Annotated in this window: 16 protein-coding genes; 1 reads left to right on the top strand and 15 read right to left on the bottom strand. The window is 39.6% G+C overall.

Features of this window, described 5'->3' with window-relative positions; genetic code table 11:
• Window positions 1–398 precede the first annotated feature (398 nt).
• The 5 genes from C8D73_RS06040 to nagZ form a co-directional block, all read right to left on the bottom strand.
• A complete protein-coding gene (locus tag C8D73_RS06040) occupies window positions 399–776 on the bottom strand; it encodes a DUF1667 domain-containing protein (RefSeq protein WP_021718837.1) in 378 nt (125 codons plus the stop codon).
• A gap of 2 nt (window positions 777–778) precedes the next feature.
• On the bottom strand, window positions 779–2,044 hold the full coding sequence (locus tag C8D73_RS06035; protein ID WP_113077634.1) for an NAD(P)/FAD-dependent oxidoreductase: 1,266 nt from the start codon (window positions 2,042–2,044) through the stop codon (window positions 779–781).
• A 2-nt stretch (window positions 2,045–2,046) separates the two neighbouring features.
• Window positions 2,047–3,510, bottom strand: coding sequence for an NAD(P)/FAD-dependent oxidoreductase (locus C8D73_RS06030; protein ID WP_113077633.1), 1,464 nt, complete (start codon window positions 3,508–3,510; stop codon window positions 2,047–2,049).
• A gap of 179 nt (window positions 3,511–3,689) precedes the next feature.
• On the bottom strand, window positions 3,690–4,388 hold the full coding sequence (locus tag C8D73_RS06025) for a phosphatase PAP2 family protein (RefSeq protein ID WP_113077632.1): 699 nt from the start codon (window positions 4,386–4,388) through the stop codon (window positions 3,690–3,692).
• Window positions 4,389–4,400: 12 nt separating this feature from the next.
• On the bottom strand, window positions 4,401–5,585 hold the full coding sequence (nagZ, locus tag C8D73_RS06020) for a beta-N-acetylhexosaminidase (RefSeq protein ID WP_113077631.1): 1,185 nt from the start codon (window positions 5,583–5,585) through the stop codon (window positions 4,401–4,403).
• Window positions 5,586–5,736: 151 nt separating this feature from the next.
• Between nagZ and C8D73_RS06015 the strand changes: the two genes are divergently transcribed.
• Window positions 5,737–6,270, top strand: coding sequence for a hypothetical protein (locus C8D73_RS06015; protein WP_021718832.1), 534 nt, complete (start codon window positions 5,737–5,739; stop codon window positions 6,268–6,270).
• 47 nt (window positions 6,271–6,317) lie between these two features.
• On the opposite strand, the gene gyrA is transcribed toward C8D73_RS06015, so the two are convergent.
• From gyrA to dnaN, 10 genes are read right to left on the bottom strand one after another with little or no spacing between them, the layout of a single operon-like run.
• Window positions 6,318–8,852 carry a DNA gyrase subunit A gene (gene gyrA / locus C8D73_RS06010; protein WP_282956667.1) on the bottom strand — a complete coding sequence of 845 codons (2,535 nt, stop codon included), beginning with the start codon at window positions 8,850–8,852 and terminating at the stop codon, window positions 6,318–6,320.
• A 23-nt stretch (window positions 8,853–8,875) separates the two neighbouring features.
• Window positions 8,876–9,643 (bottom strand): TSUP family transporter, encoded by a 768-nt coding sequence (locus C8D73_RS06005; protein ID WP_197714969.1) that lies wholly within the window; start codon window positions 9,641–9,643, stop codon window positions 8,876–8,878.
• Window positions 9,644–9,669: 26 nt separating this feature from the next.
• Window positions 9,670–10,380 (bottom strand): thiamine diphosphokinase, encoded by a 711-nt coding sequence (locus C8D73_RS06000; protein WP_113077630.1) that lies wholly within the window; start codon window positions 10,378–10,380, stop codon window positions 9,670–9,672.
• The gene (locus C8D73_RS05995; RefSeq protein ID WP_113077629.1) at window positions 10,380–10,682 is read right to left on the bottom strand and encodes a hypothetical protein; all 303 of its coding nucleotides are present in this window, start codon (window positions 10,680–10,682) and stop codon (window positions 10,380–10,382) included. Before C8D73_RS05995 ends, C8D73_RS06000 begins: the two co-directional genes overlap by 1 nt.
• 14 nt (window positions 10,683–10,696) lie before the next feature.
• Window positions 10,697–12,619 (bottom strand): DNA topoisomerase (ATP-hydrolyzing) subunit B, encoded by a 1,923-nt coding sequence (gyrB, locus tag C8D73_RS05990; RefSeq protein ID WP_113077628.1) that lies wholly within the window; start codon window positions 12,617–12,619, stop codon window positions 10,697–10,699.
• A gap of 53 nt (window positions 12,620–12,672) precedes the next feature.
• Entirely contained in the window at window positions 12,673–12,942 is a 270-nt protein-coding gene (gene remB, locus C8D73_RS05985) for an extracellular matrix regulator RemB (protein WP_046430430.1), read from the bottom strand.
• 1 nt (window position 12,943) lies between these two features.
• The gene (locus tag C8D73_RS05980; RefSeq protein WP_021718825.1) at window positions 12,944–13,765 is read right to left on the bottom strand and encodes a DciA family protein; all 822 of its coding nucleotides are present in this window, start codon (window positions 13,763–13,765) and stop codon (window positions 12,944–12,946) included.
• Window positions 13,766–13,767: 2 nt separating this feature from the next.
• Window positions 13,768–14,892, bottom strand: a complete 1,125-nt coding sequence (gene recF, locus C8D73_RS05975) for a DNA replication/repair protein RecF (RefSeq protein ID WP_113077627.1) — start codon at window positions 14,890–14,892, stop codon at window positions 13,768–13,770.
• 3 nt (window positions 14,893–14,895) lie between these two features.
• Window positions 14,896–15,117 (bottom strand): RNA-binding S4 domain-containing protein, encoded by a 222-nt coding sequence (locus tag C8D73_RS05970; RefSeq protein ID WP_113077626.1) that lies wholly within the window; start codon window positions 15,115–15,117, stop codon window positions 14,896–14,898.
• Window positions 15,118–15,132: 15 nt separating this feature from the next.
• Window positions 15,133–16,242, bottom strand: coding sequence for a DNA polymerase III subunit beta (gene dnaN / locus C8D73_RS05965; RefSeq protein WP_113077625.1), 1,110 nt, complete (start codon window positions 16,240–16,242; stop codon window positions 15,133–15,135).
• Window positions 16,243–16,419: the final 177 nt, after the last annotated feature.

Below are 16,419 nucleotides of genomic sequence, written 5' to 3'. Positions count from 1 at the left end.
TTATTTTTTGACTTGGCAAACGCTCCTTTTTCAAGAAACGCTCGCCCGCACATTCGTTTTTGGTTATTGTTCAGTTTTCAAGGTTCTGCCTGCCGCCGCATTTCGGCGACTTGTATATAATAGCATTCCCCGTTACTTCTGTCAACACCTTTTTTGTAACATTTTTTATATTTTTGCATGATACACCAGGCAGCGTTGGCAACGTCTCCCGCTTGACTACAAGCCATTCCCCAGTTATTTTTTTGAAAAAATAACTGTTTATTGCATTGTCCGCCGTCCAAAAACGCTTCTATAATAGTTTACCTTTTACTGAATTTACAAATCCTGCCACACTAAAAATAAAAATCCGGCTTTGCCTTCTACAGCAAAACCGGATTCGAACAACTTAATCCAAACTATTATTCCCGATGTGCCTCCATCGAACGGCTGGCAATAATATCTACTCCCAATCCCAGAATATTTTCTACAATAATCTGGCCTTCAGTCACCGGAGCCTTTACGGCTATTTGGCGCAATGCCGCAGCACAATCCAAAATACGTTCTTTAGGCAGTGTAGTTTTAGATACGACGGGCAATAATGGTAAAAGTCCTCCTTTTACCTGTACGGTACTTGTCAGCATCCGCTTGGGGGCAACTACTTCATCATGGGCATATTTAGGACCACGGGGGCAGGTATTACCGGTAACACTTGTTACCGCACCGTCTTCTATAGTAACAGTCATCTCACACCCCAAAGGGCACATGATACAGTTCATTATACGAGTTTCTACAGCCATTTTTATGCCTCCTTGTTCAATGCCACAGTCAAAGTTTCTCCGATAAGCGCTGTCTTTTCTGCTGGAATATCGACAGCAATCATTTCACTTGGCTTGGCAACAGGCAGCATTTTTGTCAAAATGACATTTTCGCCGCTCTTTACTTCTAATTTTACTTTACGTTCCGGATTGGCAACACGCATAAATAAACGTGCTTTTTCACCATTTTCGGGCAGAGACAGTCTTTGCGGTACACATGTACGTACTCCGTTCGAGGCAATCACATTTACTGTACGCAAGTCGCCATCCAATTTTTCCTGCGCATCTAACGCTGCAAATTTACCTGCTATTTCCGCTTCTTCCGAAACAAAATCTACCAGGTCGTGTACATGTACAACATTGCCGGCAGCATAAAAACCAGGAAGACTGGTACGGCGGCGTTGGTCTACGATAGGGCCGCTGGTCAGCGGATGCATCTCTAAATCCAAACTGCGCGATAGTTCATTTTCCGGAATCAAGCCGACAGAAAGCAGTAAAGTATCACATTCAATATCAAATTCAGTCCCGGCAATCGGCTGCATTTTTTCGTTGACCTTTGCTACAGTTACACCGGTAACGCGATCACGTCCATGGATCTTTGTGATAGTATGGGAAAGATACAAAGGAATATCATAATCATCAAGACACTGCACTATATTACGGGTCAAACCATTGGAAAACGGGCAGATTTCCAAAACAGCCTGCACTTTACAGCCTTCCAGGCTCATTCTTCTCGCCATGATTAATCCAATGTCACCGCTGCCTAAAATTACTATTTTATGTCCAGGCAGATAACCTTCCATATTGACCATCCGCTGCGCCGCTCCGGCAGTAAAAACACCGGCCGGCCGTTCACCCGGAATTCTGATCGCACCGCGTGTACGTTCGCGGCAGCCCATAGTCAGAATAACGGTTCTGCCTGCAATTTTCAGCAGTCCATGTTCAGGGCTGACTGCAATTACCGTTTTGTCCTGCAAAACTTCCAAAACCATCGTATCAACCAAGGTTTTTATTTCCGGTTTATCTTTGATCATTTCAATGCAACGATAAGCATATCCGGGTCCAGTCAGCTCTTCTTTAAAATGATGCAAGCCAAAACCATTATGAATGCACTGCTGCAGAATGCCGCCTAATTCCCGGTCACGCTCAATAACCAAAATACTTTTAGCACCATTCTGCCAAGCGCTATAAGCAGCAGAAAGTCCAGCCGGACCACCGCCGACAATAATTACGTCATATAAATTTTTCATTTTTATGCTTCCCCCTCATCTGCAGAGTTTTTTTCATAAAACAAATGAGAATCAGCACGTTCTTTCAAAACTTCCGGTACGGGTATACCCAGTTCCCGTGCCAGGATCTGGGTAACGCGCGGACCGCAGAAACCGCCCTGACAGCGTCCCATACCGGCACGCGTACGGCGTTTAACACCGTCAACTGTTTTAGCTCCGCAGGGCGCTTTGATAGCAGCGATAATCTCCGCTTCCGTGACCGTTTCACAACGACAGATAACACGGCCATACAATCTATTTTTTTCAATAAGCTTTGCCTGCTCCTCATGTGACAATCTATGAAAAAGAGGATTTTGCGGTAAAACAGCTTTAAAATCAGCTTTTACAGCGGCCGGACAATATGCCAACACAGCTTCAACAATCATTTCGGCTACTGCCGGAGCAGCTGTCAGTCCAGGCGATTGCATCCCTGCAGCATTAAACAAACCTGCTACAGGTGAAGCGCCGATGACAAAATCTCCGCTGCCGGAAACTGCACGCAGCCCTGCAAATTCAGTAATCGAAGCACCCATCGGCAAATTTGGAATCAGTTTTCTGGCAGAATTCATAATTTCGTCCATCCCTGTCAGAGTAACGGCAGTATCTTCCTTATTCTCCATATCCTGTGCATTAGGACCGATAAATGTATTGCCATGCGTAGTCGTACAGATTAGTATACCTTTAGACTTTTTATTAGGTGTTGGGAAAACAACGCCTTTAACCAAACTGGCTGCTGCAGTTTTATCAAAAAGAATATATTCGCCGCGGCGCGGATGAATAGTGAAGCTTTCATCGCCAGCCAAACGAGCGATACCATCTGCATAAACACCACCGGCATTTATGACACAAGCAGCCTTGATCAAACCTTTTGAAGTTTCTACAGCCGTAATTCTGCCAGCTTCCTTAATAAATCCAGTTACACGGCAGTCCGTAACTACTTCAGCGCCATTCTGCACTGCACATTGCGCAAAAGCCACAGCCATGGCAAAAGGCCAGCAAACGCCTGCCGACGGCGCCCATAAAGCGCCAACAACTGTTGTCAGATTTTTTTCTTTGTCTAAAACTTCTTCTCTATTTAAAATACGCAGGCCTTCAACGCCGTTTTTCTGACCGCGTTCCAATAATTCCTGTAAAGTCTGTATTTCTTCTTCACTGGTAGCAGCAACAAGAGAACCTGTCCATTCAATATCCAGACCTAATTCTTTTTGCAGCTCATGATATAATTTATTGCCGCGTACATTAGTAACTGCTTTTAAACTGCCTGTCGGCGCGTCAAAACCAGCATGTAAAATAGCACTGTTAGCTTTCGTAGTACCTGCAGCAAGGTCCGGTTCTTTTTCAACAAGCACGCATTTTAAATCATACTTCGACAACTCACGCAGAATTGCAGTACCAACAATACCGCCGCCGATAACAACGACATCCGCTGTTTTGAAAAATTCCATCATTTCACATCCTAAACAAAAATTCTAAGTTATACTTAGTAATTTTATCACATTCTTTACAAAAAAAGAACTTACTTTATAGTTTTTACAAGAAAAATTTCATTTTTTGCCACCTGTGGGACTTTTAAAGTCCCTATTGCTTAAAAAAATATCCTGTCAAATTTGACAGGATATTTTTAAAATTATTTTACAGCTTTATCCAGAAAAATTTTATTTAAAAAATCTATACATTTATCACTCACCGGCGTCAGTAAAACCCAACTCAAACCAACCAAAGAAATACTTAAAGAACCTACAGCAATATCTGTAAACCAGTGCGCTCCGGCCATAATACGCGGTAGCATAAAAATTATTAAAATAATGCAGCTGACGGCAAAAGCTTTTTTGCCAAAATATCTCAGCATGAAACCGGCATAAATCATCAGCATCAGACCATGATCGCCTGGAAAACTGTCGCCAGAATAATCCTTAGTTTTAAAAACCAGCATTTTACTGACACGATGAATATTTTCAAAAAATCCTGTCGGACTGCATCGCTGTACAGGAATCAAATGCCCCAGCTGATTTAATATTACCGCAAAAAACAGCATCGTGACACCGATAAACCACATTTTTCGTTTACCTAAATGATCCTGTTTAGAATAATAATAACCATATAATGCCAACATAGCCATTAAAGAAATTATATCGAAATGACGTACATTAGTCAGACCGACAAAATACGTAAAAGAGCTTTCAGGTTGAAGCTGTTCATTAAAGTAATAGAAAATACTTTTATCCAATGTAAACCAAAAACCATGTTCAGCAGGTAAATACCAGCTAAAAAATATTGTTAAACCTACAGCATTTAAAAATATAATTTTTCCTAAGTTTTTTCCCACTTCCGACTCCTTTTACTGCGCCTCTTTCTGCAAGTCATTCAACAATTCCTGTTGTTTGCCTGCATCTAATAACTTAATCATTTTATTTTCCACTATTCTTACAGCTGCTGCATCAATAGCGGCTGTTGTCAATTTATTTGTTTTTACAGCTTCCAGTACACCCTGATAAACCTGCTGCTGATGTTCATAATTATGACAAACCAGCAAAACATCAACTCCGGCCTGAACTGCTGCAACCCCCATTTCACGAAAACCATACATACTTGTTAAAGCTCCCATTTCCATATCATCTGTAATGACGATACCCTGAAAATCAAGCTCATTACGCAGAAAATTATTGATTACCTGAGGTGAAACACTGGCCGGCAATGTATCCAGTCCTGTATAAATCAAATGCCCTACCATAACCATAAAATCCTGGTTGTCAAAATTTTGGATAATATTTTTAAATGGTATTGTGTCTTCCTGCAATAAAATCTCTTTAGAAGCTGTAATCCGATATTGTTCTGTATGTGGATCGACCTCACTTTTTCCCATACCGGGGAAATGTTTCAAGCTGTAAATAATTCCTGCCTGATCATAACCACGGCAGGCCGCTTCGGTAAACTTGCTCACGGACGCAGCATCGTGCCCATAAGATCTTCCATAAGGAATACCAATATCTAAAACAGGAGCAAAATTTACATTGAAACCAATCGTTTCCAATTCCATAGCTGTCTGGTAAGCCCAGCGACGTGCATCTTCAGGAGTGCCCTGTTCAGCTATTCTGGCTGCTGCAGGAGCAACGGTCAACCCCTGCTTCATTCTGGCAACCATCCCGCCTTCCTGGTCAACACATAAATAAAGCGGTAATTTATTATATTCTTTATTCAGTCGCTGCAGGTTAGCATTCAGTCCTGTAACCTGATATTTATTATTCATATTGCGGTCAAATAAAATCACGCCGCCAACATGATAATCTCGCAGCATGCTCAACGCACCCTCGTCTATTTCCGTACCATCAATACCGATCAGCAGCATTTGTCCGATTTTTTCTTCTAAACTCATACCGGCAACCATTTTTACAGCCGCATCATGCAATGTCGGATTTTTTACTTCCGATTTAGGTTCAGCACTCTGGCCACAGCCAGTAAACAAAAAAACCGTCATAAAAACTATAAAAGCCAGACCTCTGCCGGCAGAAAATATTCTTTTCATAGTTACCTCATTTCTAAAATTTAGCTATATGTATATTTTAACATATTTTCTTTAATTTTTACAAATAGTTTTCAATCGTCTCTCTTGAAAAATTGACAGCTTCATTCGATTAAATTAGAATAAAATTAAAAAGAAAAGCAGGTGATAACTAATGAAACGTATTCTTTATCTGACCTTAACTATCATGCTTTGTCTGACATTTTTTACTGCTGTGACCTGGGCTGAGGAAAAAGCTTCTGCCGCCTCAGATAAAATTCTGAGCCAACAGCAAGTCGATGAGCTTTTGCAGGCTGATGATAATCCGGCTGCTTATGTTAAGATAGACGAAGATGCTTACAAGGTCTATCCCGATTTTAAAGATAAAAAAGCAGTCCGTAAAGAACTGTTAAAAAATCTTCCTACTAACAAAGTGCTTTATTTACTGACAGCCAGTGAGCAGACTTTCACCCTAGCTTTTGATGTAGTAAAGGATCTGGAAAAATCAGGCCGTCTTTATGATAACAGCCGTTATATGGGTGGTAAAGATGATTCTGATGCCGGCGCTGAAAACATAAAGGCAAATATTCATAAGTTCTGGTTTATGAAAATCCCCCGCGGCAGCACTGTTTATGATGACGGTGTAAATGTTGGTATCGGAATCGGTATCGGCCGGAGACATCGCGGCGGTATCGGTATCGGCTGGTAAAATTTATACAAAAAAGAAAAAGCCCTGCTCAGCAGGGCTTTTTTATTTTATTCTTCTGTAGCCTGGGATGTTTCTATGATCTCATCAGAAACATCGACTGTTTCCGTCTGCACATCATCTGTTATTACTTCTTTTGTAACGTCATCTTCAGCCTGCTGAACGGCAGCCAAAGAAACTACTTTATCATCATCATTCAATGTCATCAGTTTAACACCCTGAGCATTACGTCCAAATTGGGAAATGCCTTCGACGTCAATACGGATAATGATGCCGGCAGCAGTGATCATCATAATCTCCTGCCCCGGAGTAATAACCTTCATTCCAATCACAATACCGGTCTTTTCATTTACTTTGATATTTATTACGCCCTTACCACCACGAGTCTGTTTGCGATACTCGCTGACAGAGGTGCGTTTACCAAGTCCCTGCTCAGTCGCAGTCAATACTTCACTGTTTTCACTGGTCACGCTGTCCATAGCAACAACTTCATCACCATAATTCAGCTGAATACCGCGTACACCGTGAGCAGTACGTCCCATGGGACGCACATCCTGTTCATCAAAACGGATCGCAATACCGTTTCTGGTAGCCAGAATGATTTCTGAATTGCCATCAGTCAATTCTACACCAATAAGCTGTTCATTTTCATCCAGAGTAATAGCAATCAATCCAACCTTACGTGCACTGTTAAAATCTTCCAGATTGGTCTTTTTGACTGTCCCTTTATCTGTAGCCATAAACATATACTGCTCTGTCTTAAACTCTTTCACAGGGATAACTGCTGTAATCTTTTCTCCCTGCTCAATAGGCAGCAGATTGATAATCGCCGTTCCCTTAGCCGTACGTCCAGCTTCGGGAATTTCATAGCCTTTTTGCCGATAAACACGACCTTTATTGGTAAAGAAAAGAATATTATGATGAGTTGTCGACAGGAACAAATGCTCTGCACAATCGTCATTTTTCTTGCCGCTGCCACCGGTTTTGCCGACACCACCGCGTTTTTGATTACGGAAATTATCAAGAGTCTGACGTTTGATATAACCCTGATGGCTGATCGTTATGACAATATCTTCTTCAGCGATCAGATCTTCCATATCCATGGAAGAAGTATCATGTGAAAGAATCGTACGACGTGCGTCGCCGAATTTCTTTTTCATTTCCAACAGATCTTCTTTAATAATATTGAGGACTTTTTGCTCATCTGCCAAAACGCTCTCCAACCAATCAATCGTTTCCATAACGTCGATATATTCATCGTCGATTTTTTTACGTTCCAAACCTGTTAAACGCTGCAGACGCATATCCAAAATAGCCTGAGCCTGACGCAGGCTTAAAGTAAATTTTTCTACTAACGCAGTTTTAGCAATATCTGCATTAGCACTGCTGCGGATAGTATTGATAACTGCATCCAGATTATCCAGGGCAATTTTCAAACCTTCCAAGATATGAGCGCGGTCTTTGGCTTTACCTAATTCATATCTTGTACGACGTGTGATAACTTCTTTTTGATGGTTCAGATAGTGGACAAGGATTTCTTTCAGATTTAAAACCCGAGGATGCCCGTCAACCAAAGCCAGCATGATAATACCGAAAGAATCCTGTAATTTGGTATGTTTATATAATTGATTTAAAATAACATCAGGAACAACGTCATTTCTTAATTCGACAACGATACGCATACCACGGCGGTCAGATTCATCACGCAAATCAGTAATGCCTTCGATCACACCGTCTTTAACTAATTGAGCAATACTTTCGATCAGACGGGCTTTATTGACCTGATAAGGAATTTCCGTAACAACGATGCGGTGCTTGCCCTTCTGCATGGGTTCTATTTCTGCCTGTGCGCGGATTTTTACTATACCACGGCCGGTAGTATAAGCGCTGCGGATGCCTTCGGTACCAAGGATCGTAGCTCCGGTAGGAAAATCAGGACCCTTGATTGCTGTCATCAATTCCGGTATTTCTATATCAGAATTGTCAATCAGCATAATCAATCCGTCAACTACTTCACTCAGATTATGCGGCGGGATATTGGTGGCCATGCCTACAGCGATGCCGGCACTGCCATTAATGAGAAGAGCAGGTACCTTCGCCGGTAAAACGCTTGGTTCTTTCAGCGATTCATCATAGTTAGGCACAAAATCAACAGTTTCTTTTTCAATATCTTCCAGCATAACTTCAGCAACCTTGGCCATACGCACTTCCGTATAACGCATAGCAGCAGCCGAGTCACCGTCGACACTGCCGAAGTTGCCATGACCGTCTACCATCAGATAGCGTGTCGAAAAATTCTGTGCCAAACGTACTATGGCATCATAAACGGAAGTATCACCGTGAGGATGATATTTACCGAGAACTTCACCAACGATACGGGCAGATTTTTTATAAGGCTTGTTGGATGCCATACCGGCTTCCTGCATTGCATATAAAATTCTGCGGTGTACCGGTTTTAAACCGTCACGTACATCAGGCAAAGCACGCTGCACGATAACGCTCATTGCGTAATCGATATAGGATTTTTGCATTTCTTCTTCAATGTAGACCGGTAAAACTTTACCAGTACCTGTCTCTAAATCCACAATATCACCTCAACATCTCATAATTACTTAAACAACAATTCATAAACCTGCTTGCCTATTAAAAGCGTGGTTACGATCAAATAAAGCGGTTTAACATAAGAAGCACCATGCCTGATAGCCATACGGGAACCAAAATAAGCACCTATCACCATGGCAAAGCCCATCAAAAGACCATAAGTCCACAAAACTGAACCACTTAAAGTAAAAGACAACAGCGCTCCGATACCACTGGCAAAATTCAGGGCCTTAGCATTACCGGCTGCCGTTACAAAATCATAACCCAAAAATAAAAATCCAAAAATCAGGAACGAACCTGTTCCCGGACCAAAAAAACCATCATAAAAGCCAATACCAAAGGCCATTACTACAGACCCAAGCAAAGCTGCCAATCCCAATTGTTTAACTGCCGATACATCGCCCCAGTCTTTACGACGGTAGGTGTAAACAGCAACTGCGACTAAAAGGACAACGATCACATTTTTCATCAGCTGTTCCGGCAGAAGATAAACTACATAAGCACCTAAAGCCGATCCGAGAAAAGAAAGCGGCATCAGACTTATGGCAACCTTTTGATTGATCTTTCCCGCACGCCAAAAAGAAAAAACACTCATCAAACCGCCCATAGAAGCAGCCAGCTTATTAGTTCCCAAAGCAAAATTTACAGGCAACCCTAGGGCCAGTAATGCCGGCGTAGAAATTAAACCACCTCCGCCAACAGTTGAATCGATAAATGCGGCTATAAACCCTGCTAACAATAAAAAAGCAATCGTACTTGGATCTAAAATTTCCAAAATTTTCCCCTCACCCATCACCAAGCTTAAAGTTTATATTTAAGATAAAAACCTACGCGACCCTGATTACAGGTAAAAACCACTTTTTCCTGTTCAACCATATTACTGATAGCATAAGGATGAGCTGAAAGCAGTGGCGCATGCTCCAAATTCCATTGAACGCCCTGCAAAGTAACTTCATTGCAATCTGTTAATGGCAGCAACGACAAAGCTTCTATATTTTCAGGACTGAAAGGTTTGAAAATCAAACTTTCATCCTTTTGGAGCAGTAATAAAATTTCCTGTTCATCAGCCATAACAACCTGCACATCACGTTGAATTTTATAATTCAGCAAAGAAAAAACATTACTGTACAAATGATCAAATCTGCCGCCCCAAATACCGCTGACAACAATATTTACAGCTTCCGGCATAGCTGCCAGTAAAAGCTGTAAGTCTGTATCATCTTTCAGAGGATCATGCAGAAGTATTTTAACTCCCGAAAGCTGTGCTTTCTCCCAGCAGTCTTTTGCCGCACTATCAGCATCGCCGCATAACCAAACAGGTTTTAAATTATTTTCACAGCAGCATTCGATCCCTTTATCGGCACAGTAAATATCTTTAGATGCAGCTATTTGCACCAGCCATTCGGACGCAGGCTTTCTACCTCCGGCCAATAATAAAGCTGTAGAAGAACCCTGCCTGGAAGTTTTTATTTCCAGCTCTCCCTGAGGCAAAAGTAGCTTCCAATTCTCCATTACCTTAAATCCTTCTTTTTAGCAGGTGCAGGTTTAATTATAATTTGTCCCTGTTCCTTATAAATTTTCCAGACAACGTCACCATTACCATTTTTAAACCAATCCATGCTTATTTCCAGCAAATACTGATTTAATTTTTCTTGAGCTTCAGCAGGTAATAATAATTCTTTCGCTGCTGCGGCTTTATTTTTCATTTTAGAAGAAACTATTTTTTCATCAGCATCAAAAGCATTTTCAAAGCTTTCTTTTTCTACATAGCCTTTAAACATTTCTTCATCAGAAAGATTTTTTTTGATTTTCATAATGACCTCCGTAATTACAGGTCCAGATTTCTTACTTTACCGGCATTAGCCTCAATAAATTGACGCCGTGGTTCTACTTTATCACCCATCAATATGGAGAAAATTGCGTCTGCTTCAGCAGCATCCTCCAAATGTACCTGCAAAATCGTTCTTCCGTCAGGATTCATAGTTGTTTCCCATAACTGCTCCGGATTCATTTCACCTAAACCTTTATAACGCTGGATATAGGGATTGCTGTCACGACCAACTTCATCCAAAACAGTCTGCAGTTCATCATCGCTATAAGCATATAAATGCTTCTGACCTTTACGGACCAGATATAAAGGCGGCTGAGCGATAAATACATGTCCTTCTTTGATCAGAGGCTGCATATAACGATAAAAGAAAGTCAACAGCAGAGTTCTGATATGAGCTCCGTCGACATCGGCATCTGTCATGATAATAATTTTACCGTAACGCGCTTTTTCCAGATCAAAATCTTCACCAATACCACAGCCAAAGGCAGTAATCATATTTCTGATTTCGTCACTGCTTAAAATTTTATCCAATCTTGCTTTTTCAACATTCAAAATCTTGCCGCGCAAAGGCAGAATAGCCTGAAAACGACGATCACGTCCCTGTTTGGCACTGCCGCCTGCAGAATCACCTTCGACAAGATAAATCTCTGTTTCTGAAGCATCCTTACTCTGACAATCGGCTAATTTACCAGGCAGGCTGCTGATTTCCAAAGCGCTTTTACGCCTTGTTAATTCACGTGCTTTACGTGCTGCCATACGTGCCCTGGCGGAAAGAATTGATTTTTCTACAATCCTCTTGGCAATAACAGGATTTTCTTCAAAAAATTCTCCTAAACCTTCGCTGACTAGATTATCAACGATCGGACGAATTTCACTGTTTCCAAGCTTAGTTTTAGTCTGACCTTCAAACTGGGGCTCCTGAATCTTAATACTGATAACTACAGTCATACCTTCACGGACATCATCACCGCTGAGGTTTTCTTCTCCGTCTTTCAAAGCACCGATTTTACGGGCATAATCATTGATAGTACGCGTCATTGCCTGTTTAAAACCGCTTAAATGTGTGCCGCCTTCTTCAGTATTGATATTATTGACAAAAGTAAATAGATTTTCAGTATAAGTATCGCAGTACTGCAGAGCTACTTCAACAATATTAGTATCTTTGATACCTTCGATGTAGATAGGATCATCATGGAGCTTATCCTTATTTTCATTTACATACTTTACAAATTCAATGATACCGCCTTCGTAATGAAAGCTTTCCTGTTTTCCAGTACGTTCATCATTGAGATTAATACGGATACCTTTATTTAAAAAAGCCAGTTCACGTATTCTTAAACGCAGGGTTTCATAACTGTAGATAAGTTCCGTAAAAATCGTCGGATCAGGTTTAAAATGTACAGTAGTACCTGTTTCTTCAGTAGTACCCTTTTCATAAAGCGGCACAACTGTTTTACCACGGGAAAACTCAATTCCATAAATTTTACCGCTACGACGTACCTCAACCTCCATATGCTCGCTGAGCGCATTAACACAGGATACACCTACGCCATGCAGACCTCCGGAAACCTTGTAGCCTCCGTCACCAAACTTGCCGCCGGCATGCAGGATAGTCATAACTACTTCTACAGCAGGCTTGCCAACTTTATGCATTTCTACAGGAATACCACGACCATTATCACGTACAGTAATGCTATTATCGCTATGAATAGTCACATCGATAGCATCGCAATAACCTGCTAAGGCTTCGTCTATACTATTATCAACTGTTTCATACACCAAATGATGCAAACCACGGGCAGAAATACTGCCAATATACATACTTGGTCTTTTACGTACAGCTTCCAGACCTTCCAGGACCTGAATCTGTCCGGCACCATATTGTCCCTTAACCTCAGTTGCTTCTTCCAAATTAGACATAGTAACCTCCACATTCCTATAATTCAAGTATATTTAATACTTTCCTTCAACGATCAAAAACTTTTATAAATGGCATCACTGCCAAAATCTTCTTCAGCCCTTCGTTTTAAAGTCAGAGCGGAAATTCCCGATAAATACAAAGTATCAGTTGTTAAAATACAGCTTGAACACTCACCATTTTCCGATAAATCAATAATTTTATATTTATCCTTATTCACAGAAATATAATTATCATAAATTTCCGACTGTTGATCACGAATATTAAAAATAGCTATAATATCCGTATTTTTTATCATACAGTCGGCACCAAGATGCAGATACATATTAATATTTCCTCCGCAATCCTTTAATAATATTTTGTGCAAGCTGTTCACTGATTTTATCAGGCTGCATCCCTGTTTTTAACATCACAGCCGTCATTTCTTCTCTGATATCAGACTGATTATTATAAACCTTGGCATAATAATACTGTTTCAAAGAATTTTTTACACTATCGAATAACATTTTATCACATTTGACATATTTTTGACAGTCATTGTAATTCAGCCAAGGTTCAGATGTCAAAATAGATACTATTTCTGTTCTCAATTTCTCTTTTTCATAACGCTGGCAAACGCGGCAAAGATCATTTTTTTCAATTAACGCAGCACCACAATATTTACATTTCATATCATTGTTTTCGATAAGTAATGCTTTTTTTCTTTGCAGACAAACTTTCCTGAAATGAGCAAGCTTTTTCTGCAATTCCTGATTATTAATATTTACCAGTGCCTGTCTAATAAAAATTTTCTCTGATTCTGTCAAAGGTTTAAAATTTAATTTCACTTCCTGTTCTTCTTTCGGAAGCTGCAAAAAATTTTCAATAGAGCCTGTGAAAAATTTTATATCCTTGACAGGGTCATTAGTCATAACACGATTGATATTATTAATAAACTGCTGTTTCATCATCAAAAGATGATTAGCCCAAACAGAGCTATCCGTATTTATATATAAAACTTTGCGTTCCAAACGTACTGGTTTTGAATGCTTAGCTACGTTAGCACCACAGATCTGTTCCCATTTACTCTGCATAGAAAAAATAAAATATTTATTACGACCTTCCTGATTAGGAAGCATTTTTAAAAGGACTCTTTCTATACCTTCCATTTTTATCCCTCTGCGATTCTGCCTTCAATAATCCTGAAATACGCATTTCCGCTCAAATCCGGAATCAAAGCTTTATCGTTTACCGTAATAAAAGTTTGAACTTTACCATCAATAAATTTTAATAGCTGACAACGTCTTTGATCATCAAGTTCACTCATTACATCATCCAACAGTAATACAGGAAACTCATCTATTTCCTGGCGGACATATTCAAGCTGTGCCAGTTTTAAGGCTAAAGCAGCACTGCGCTGCTGCCCCTGTGAACCAAAAGCTTTCAAAATTCTGTCATTTACTTTAAATAATAGATCATCACGATGAGGTCCTATACCCGTACTACCTCTTAAAATATCTACCTGCTGCCGTTCAGACAGCTTACTGCGATAGAAATCTTCCCAACAGATAGCTTCATCAGGATAAAGAAGCTCGCCATTATTAGCTTTAAGTTCATAAAAAACAGTTAATGTTTCTAATTCACCAGTTAAAGCAGCATAAATATCTTTAGCTATATTTTTTAATTTCTGCAAAGCGGCCATCCTTTTTACAGCTATTCTGGCCGCAGTCAGCACAAATTCCTGATCCCAGGTCAATAAAAGCTCAATACTGGCATTATTATCACGGATATCTTTAAGAAGCCTGTTGCGCTGCTGTAAAATACGATTATATTTTATCAACATATCATAATAAGCTTTATCAGTCTGTGAGATCTGCATATCAAAAAAACGTCTGCGTAAAGCGGGCTCACCTTTGATAAGCTGCAGATCCTCAGGTGAAAACATCACCATATTTAAAGTTCCGTAATGTTCCTTGGGCCGAACCTTTACATCGTTCAAAAACAATTCTTTTTTATTCTTACCATCGAGATGCTGTCTTTTTATTTTAACATCATTTACCCCATGTAAATCTTCAAAATTAATACCAACAGCTAACTGATTTGTATCCAGACGCTGCATATCATCTTCCTGGGCAGTACGATGTGACATTCCAAAGGCAGCATAAAACATCGCTTCTAAAAGATTTGTTTTTCCCTGGGCATTTTGCCCATAAAAGATATTGACCATTGAAGTAATTTCCAAACAGCATTCTTTATAATTTCTAAAGTTAACTGCATAGATTCTTTTTACTTTCATAAATTATTCCGTTATAACTTTTATTTCTACTTGCTGATCTAAAACAACAGTATCTTGCGGAAAAACTTTCTTGCGTTTTTCCGTAACTATAATACCATTCAACGTAACTACTCCCGCTTCAATAGCCTCATGCGCCTGTCCTCCGGTCTCTAAAACTCCTGCATATTTCAAAAGATTAGAGATCGTAATAAATTCAGTAGTGATACCGACAGTTATTTTTTCCATTTTTTACCTTCTCGCTTAAAATACGACTCTGACAGGAGTAACAATATAAATATAATTACTTTCAGCAATCGGTTTAATGCAAACAGGACTCAGAGAAGTATTTAACTCCATCGTAGCCTGTTCATCAGTAAGATTTTTTAAAATATCAATGATATATTTAGAATTAAAAGCTACATTGATCGTTTCGCCCTGAGTTTGACATTCGATTACTTCACGTCCCTTACCAACGTCTGGACTGCTGGAGCTTACAACGATTTCATTATTTCCGACACTTACTTTGATAATACTGTAATCACCATCACTGGAAAATAAAGCAACGCGTTCTACAGCTCCGGCCAGTTCTTTAACATTGAATAGAGTTTTAATGTTAAAAGCAGGAGGAATAACTCTACGATAATCAGGGAATTTTCCTTCGATTAAGCGGGAAACAATTACCACTTTATCGATCTGTACCATGATTTGATTATTTAATAAAGAAAGTTTTACTTCCTGAGGTAACTCACTTGTTAAATTACGAGCAATTTCACTTAAAACTCTGGAAGGAATAATCATTGACATAGCTTCGCTGCTTTCCTGTTCCATAGTTTTGATTGATAAACGGTGAGTATTAGTACCTACAAAGGTTATCTTACCATCCTGGAGTTCCACTAAAATACCTGTGAACAAAGGTCTTGCTTCGTCTGTAGAGCAGGCAAAAATAGTTTTTTTAATAAGTTCCTTGATTTTTTCATCTTCTAAAACTATTTGTTTATCAGCATTAAATTCTGGAAATTTTGGATAATCATCTTCATTCATCAGTAAGAGCTGAAAATCAGATTTATCGGATTGAACATTGATAGTTTTTTCTTCTTTATTTTTTACGATGGTAACATTTTCGCCAGGAAGCTTACGCATTAATTCTGAAAAATGCTTTGCTGAAACAACTATTTCTCCTTTTTCCTGTATTTCCGCTTCTATACTGCAAGCTATAGCCATATTCAGATCCATTGCCTGGATCTCTAAAATGTTATTATCTGCAATTAAATGGATTCCGGAAAAGATAGGAGTACTAGGTTTGGAAGAAATAGCTCTTTGAACTGTTTGGATTGATTTGTTAAGGTTAGTTGTTTTACAGGTAAAAATCATGTTATACAGACCTCCATCTTTTTTATTATTGCTATATTAATTTAAAATCTTAGTAGACGTCGTAGTAGGGAGTGTGAATATGTGGAAACAGCCTAAAAACACTGATAAAAGCTTTTATGAAACTTGTTGATATAAGTGTGGATAATTGGGAAAATTTATTAACATTATCAACAGTTT

The sequence above is a fragment of the Phascolarctobacterium faecium DSM 14760 genome, from assembly GCF_003269275.1.
GTDB classification, from domain to species: Bacteria; Bacillota; Negativicutes; order Acidaminococcales; family Acidaminococcaceae; genus Phascolarctobacterium; species Phascolarctobacterium faecium.
This window is presented reverse-complemented; position numbering and strand designations above follow the sequence as displayed.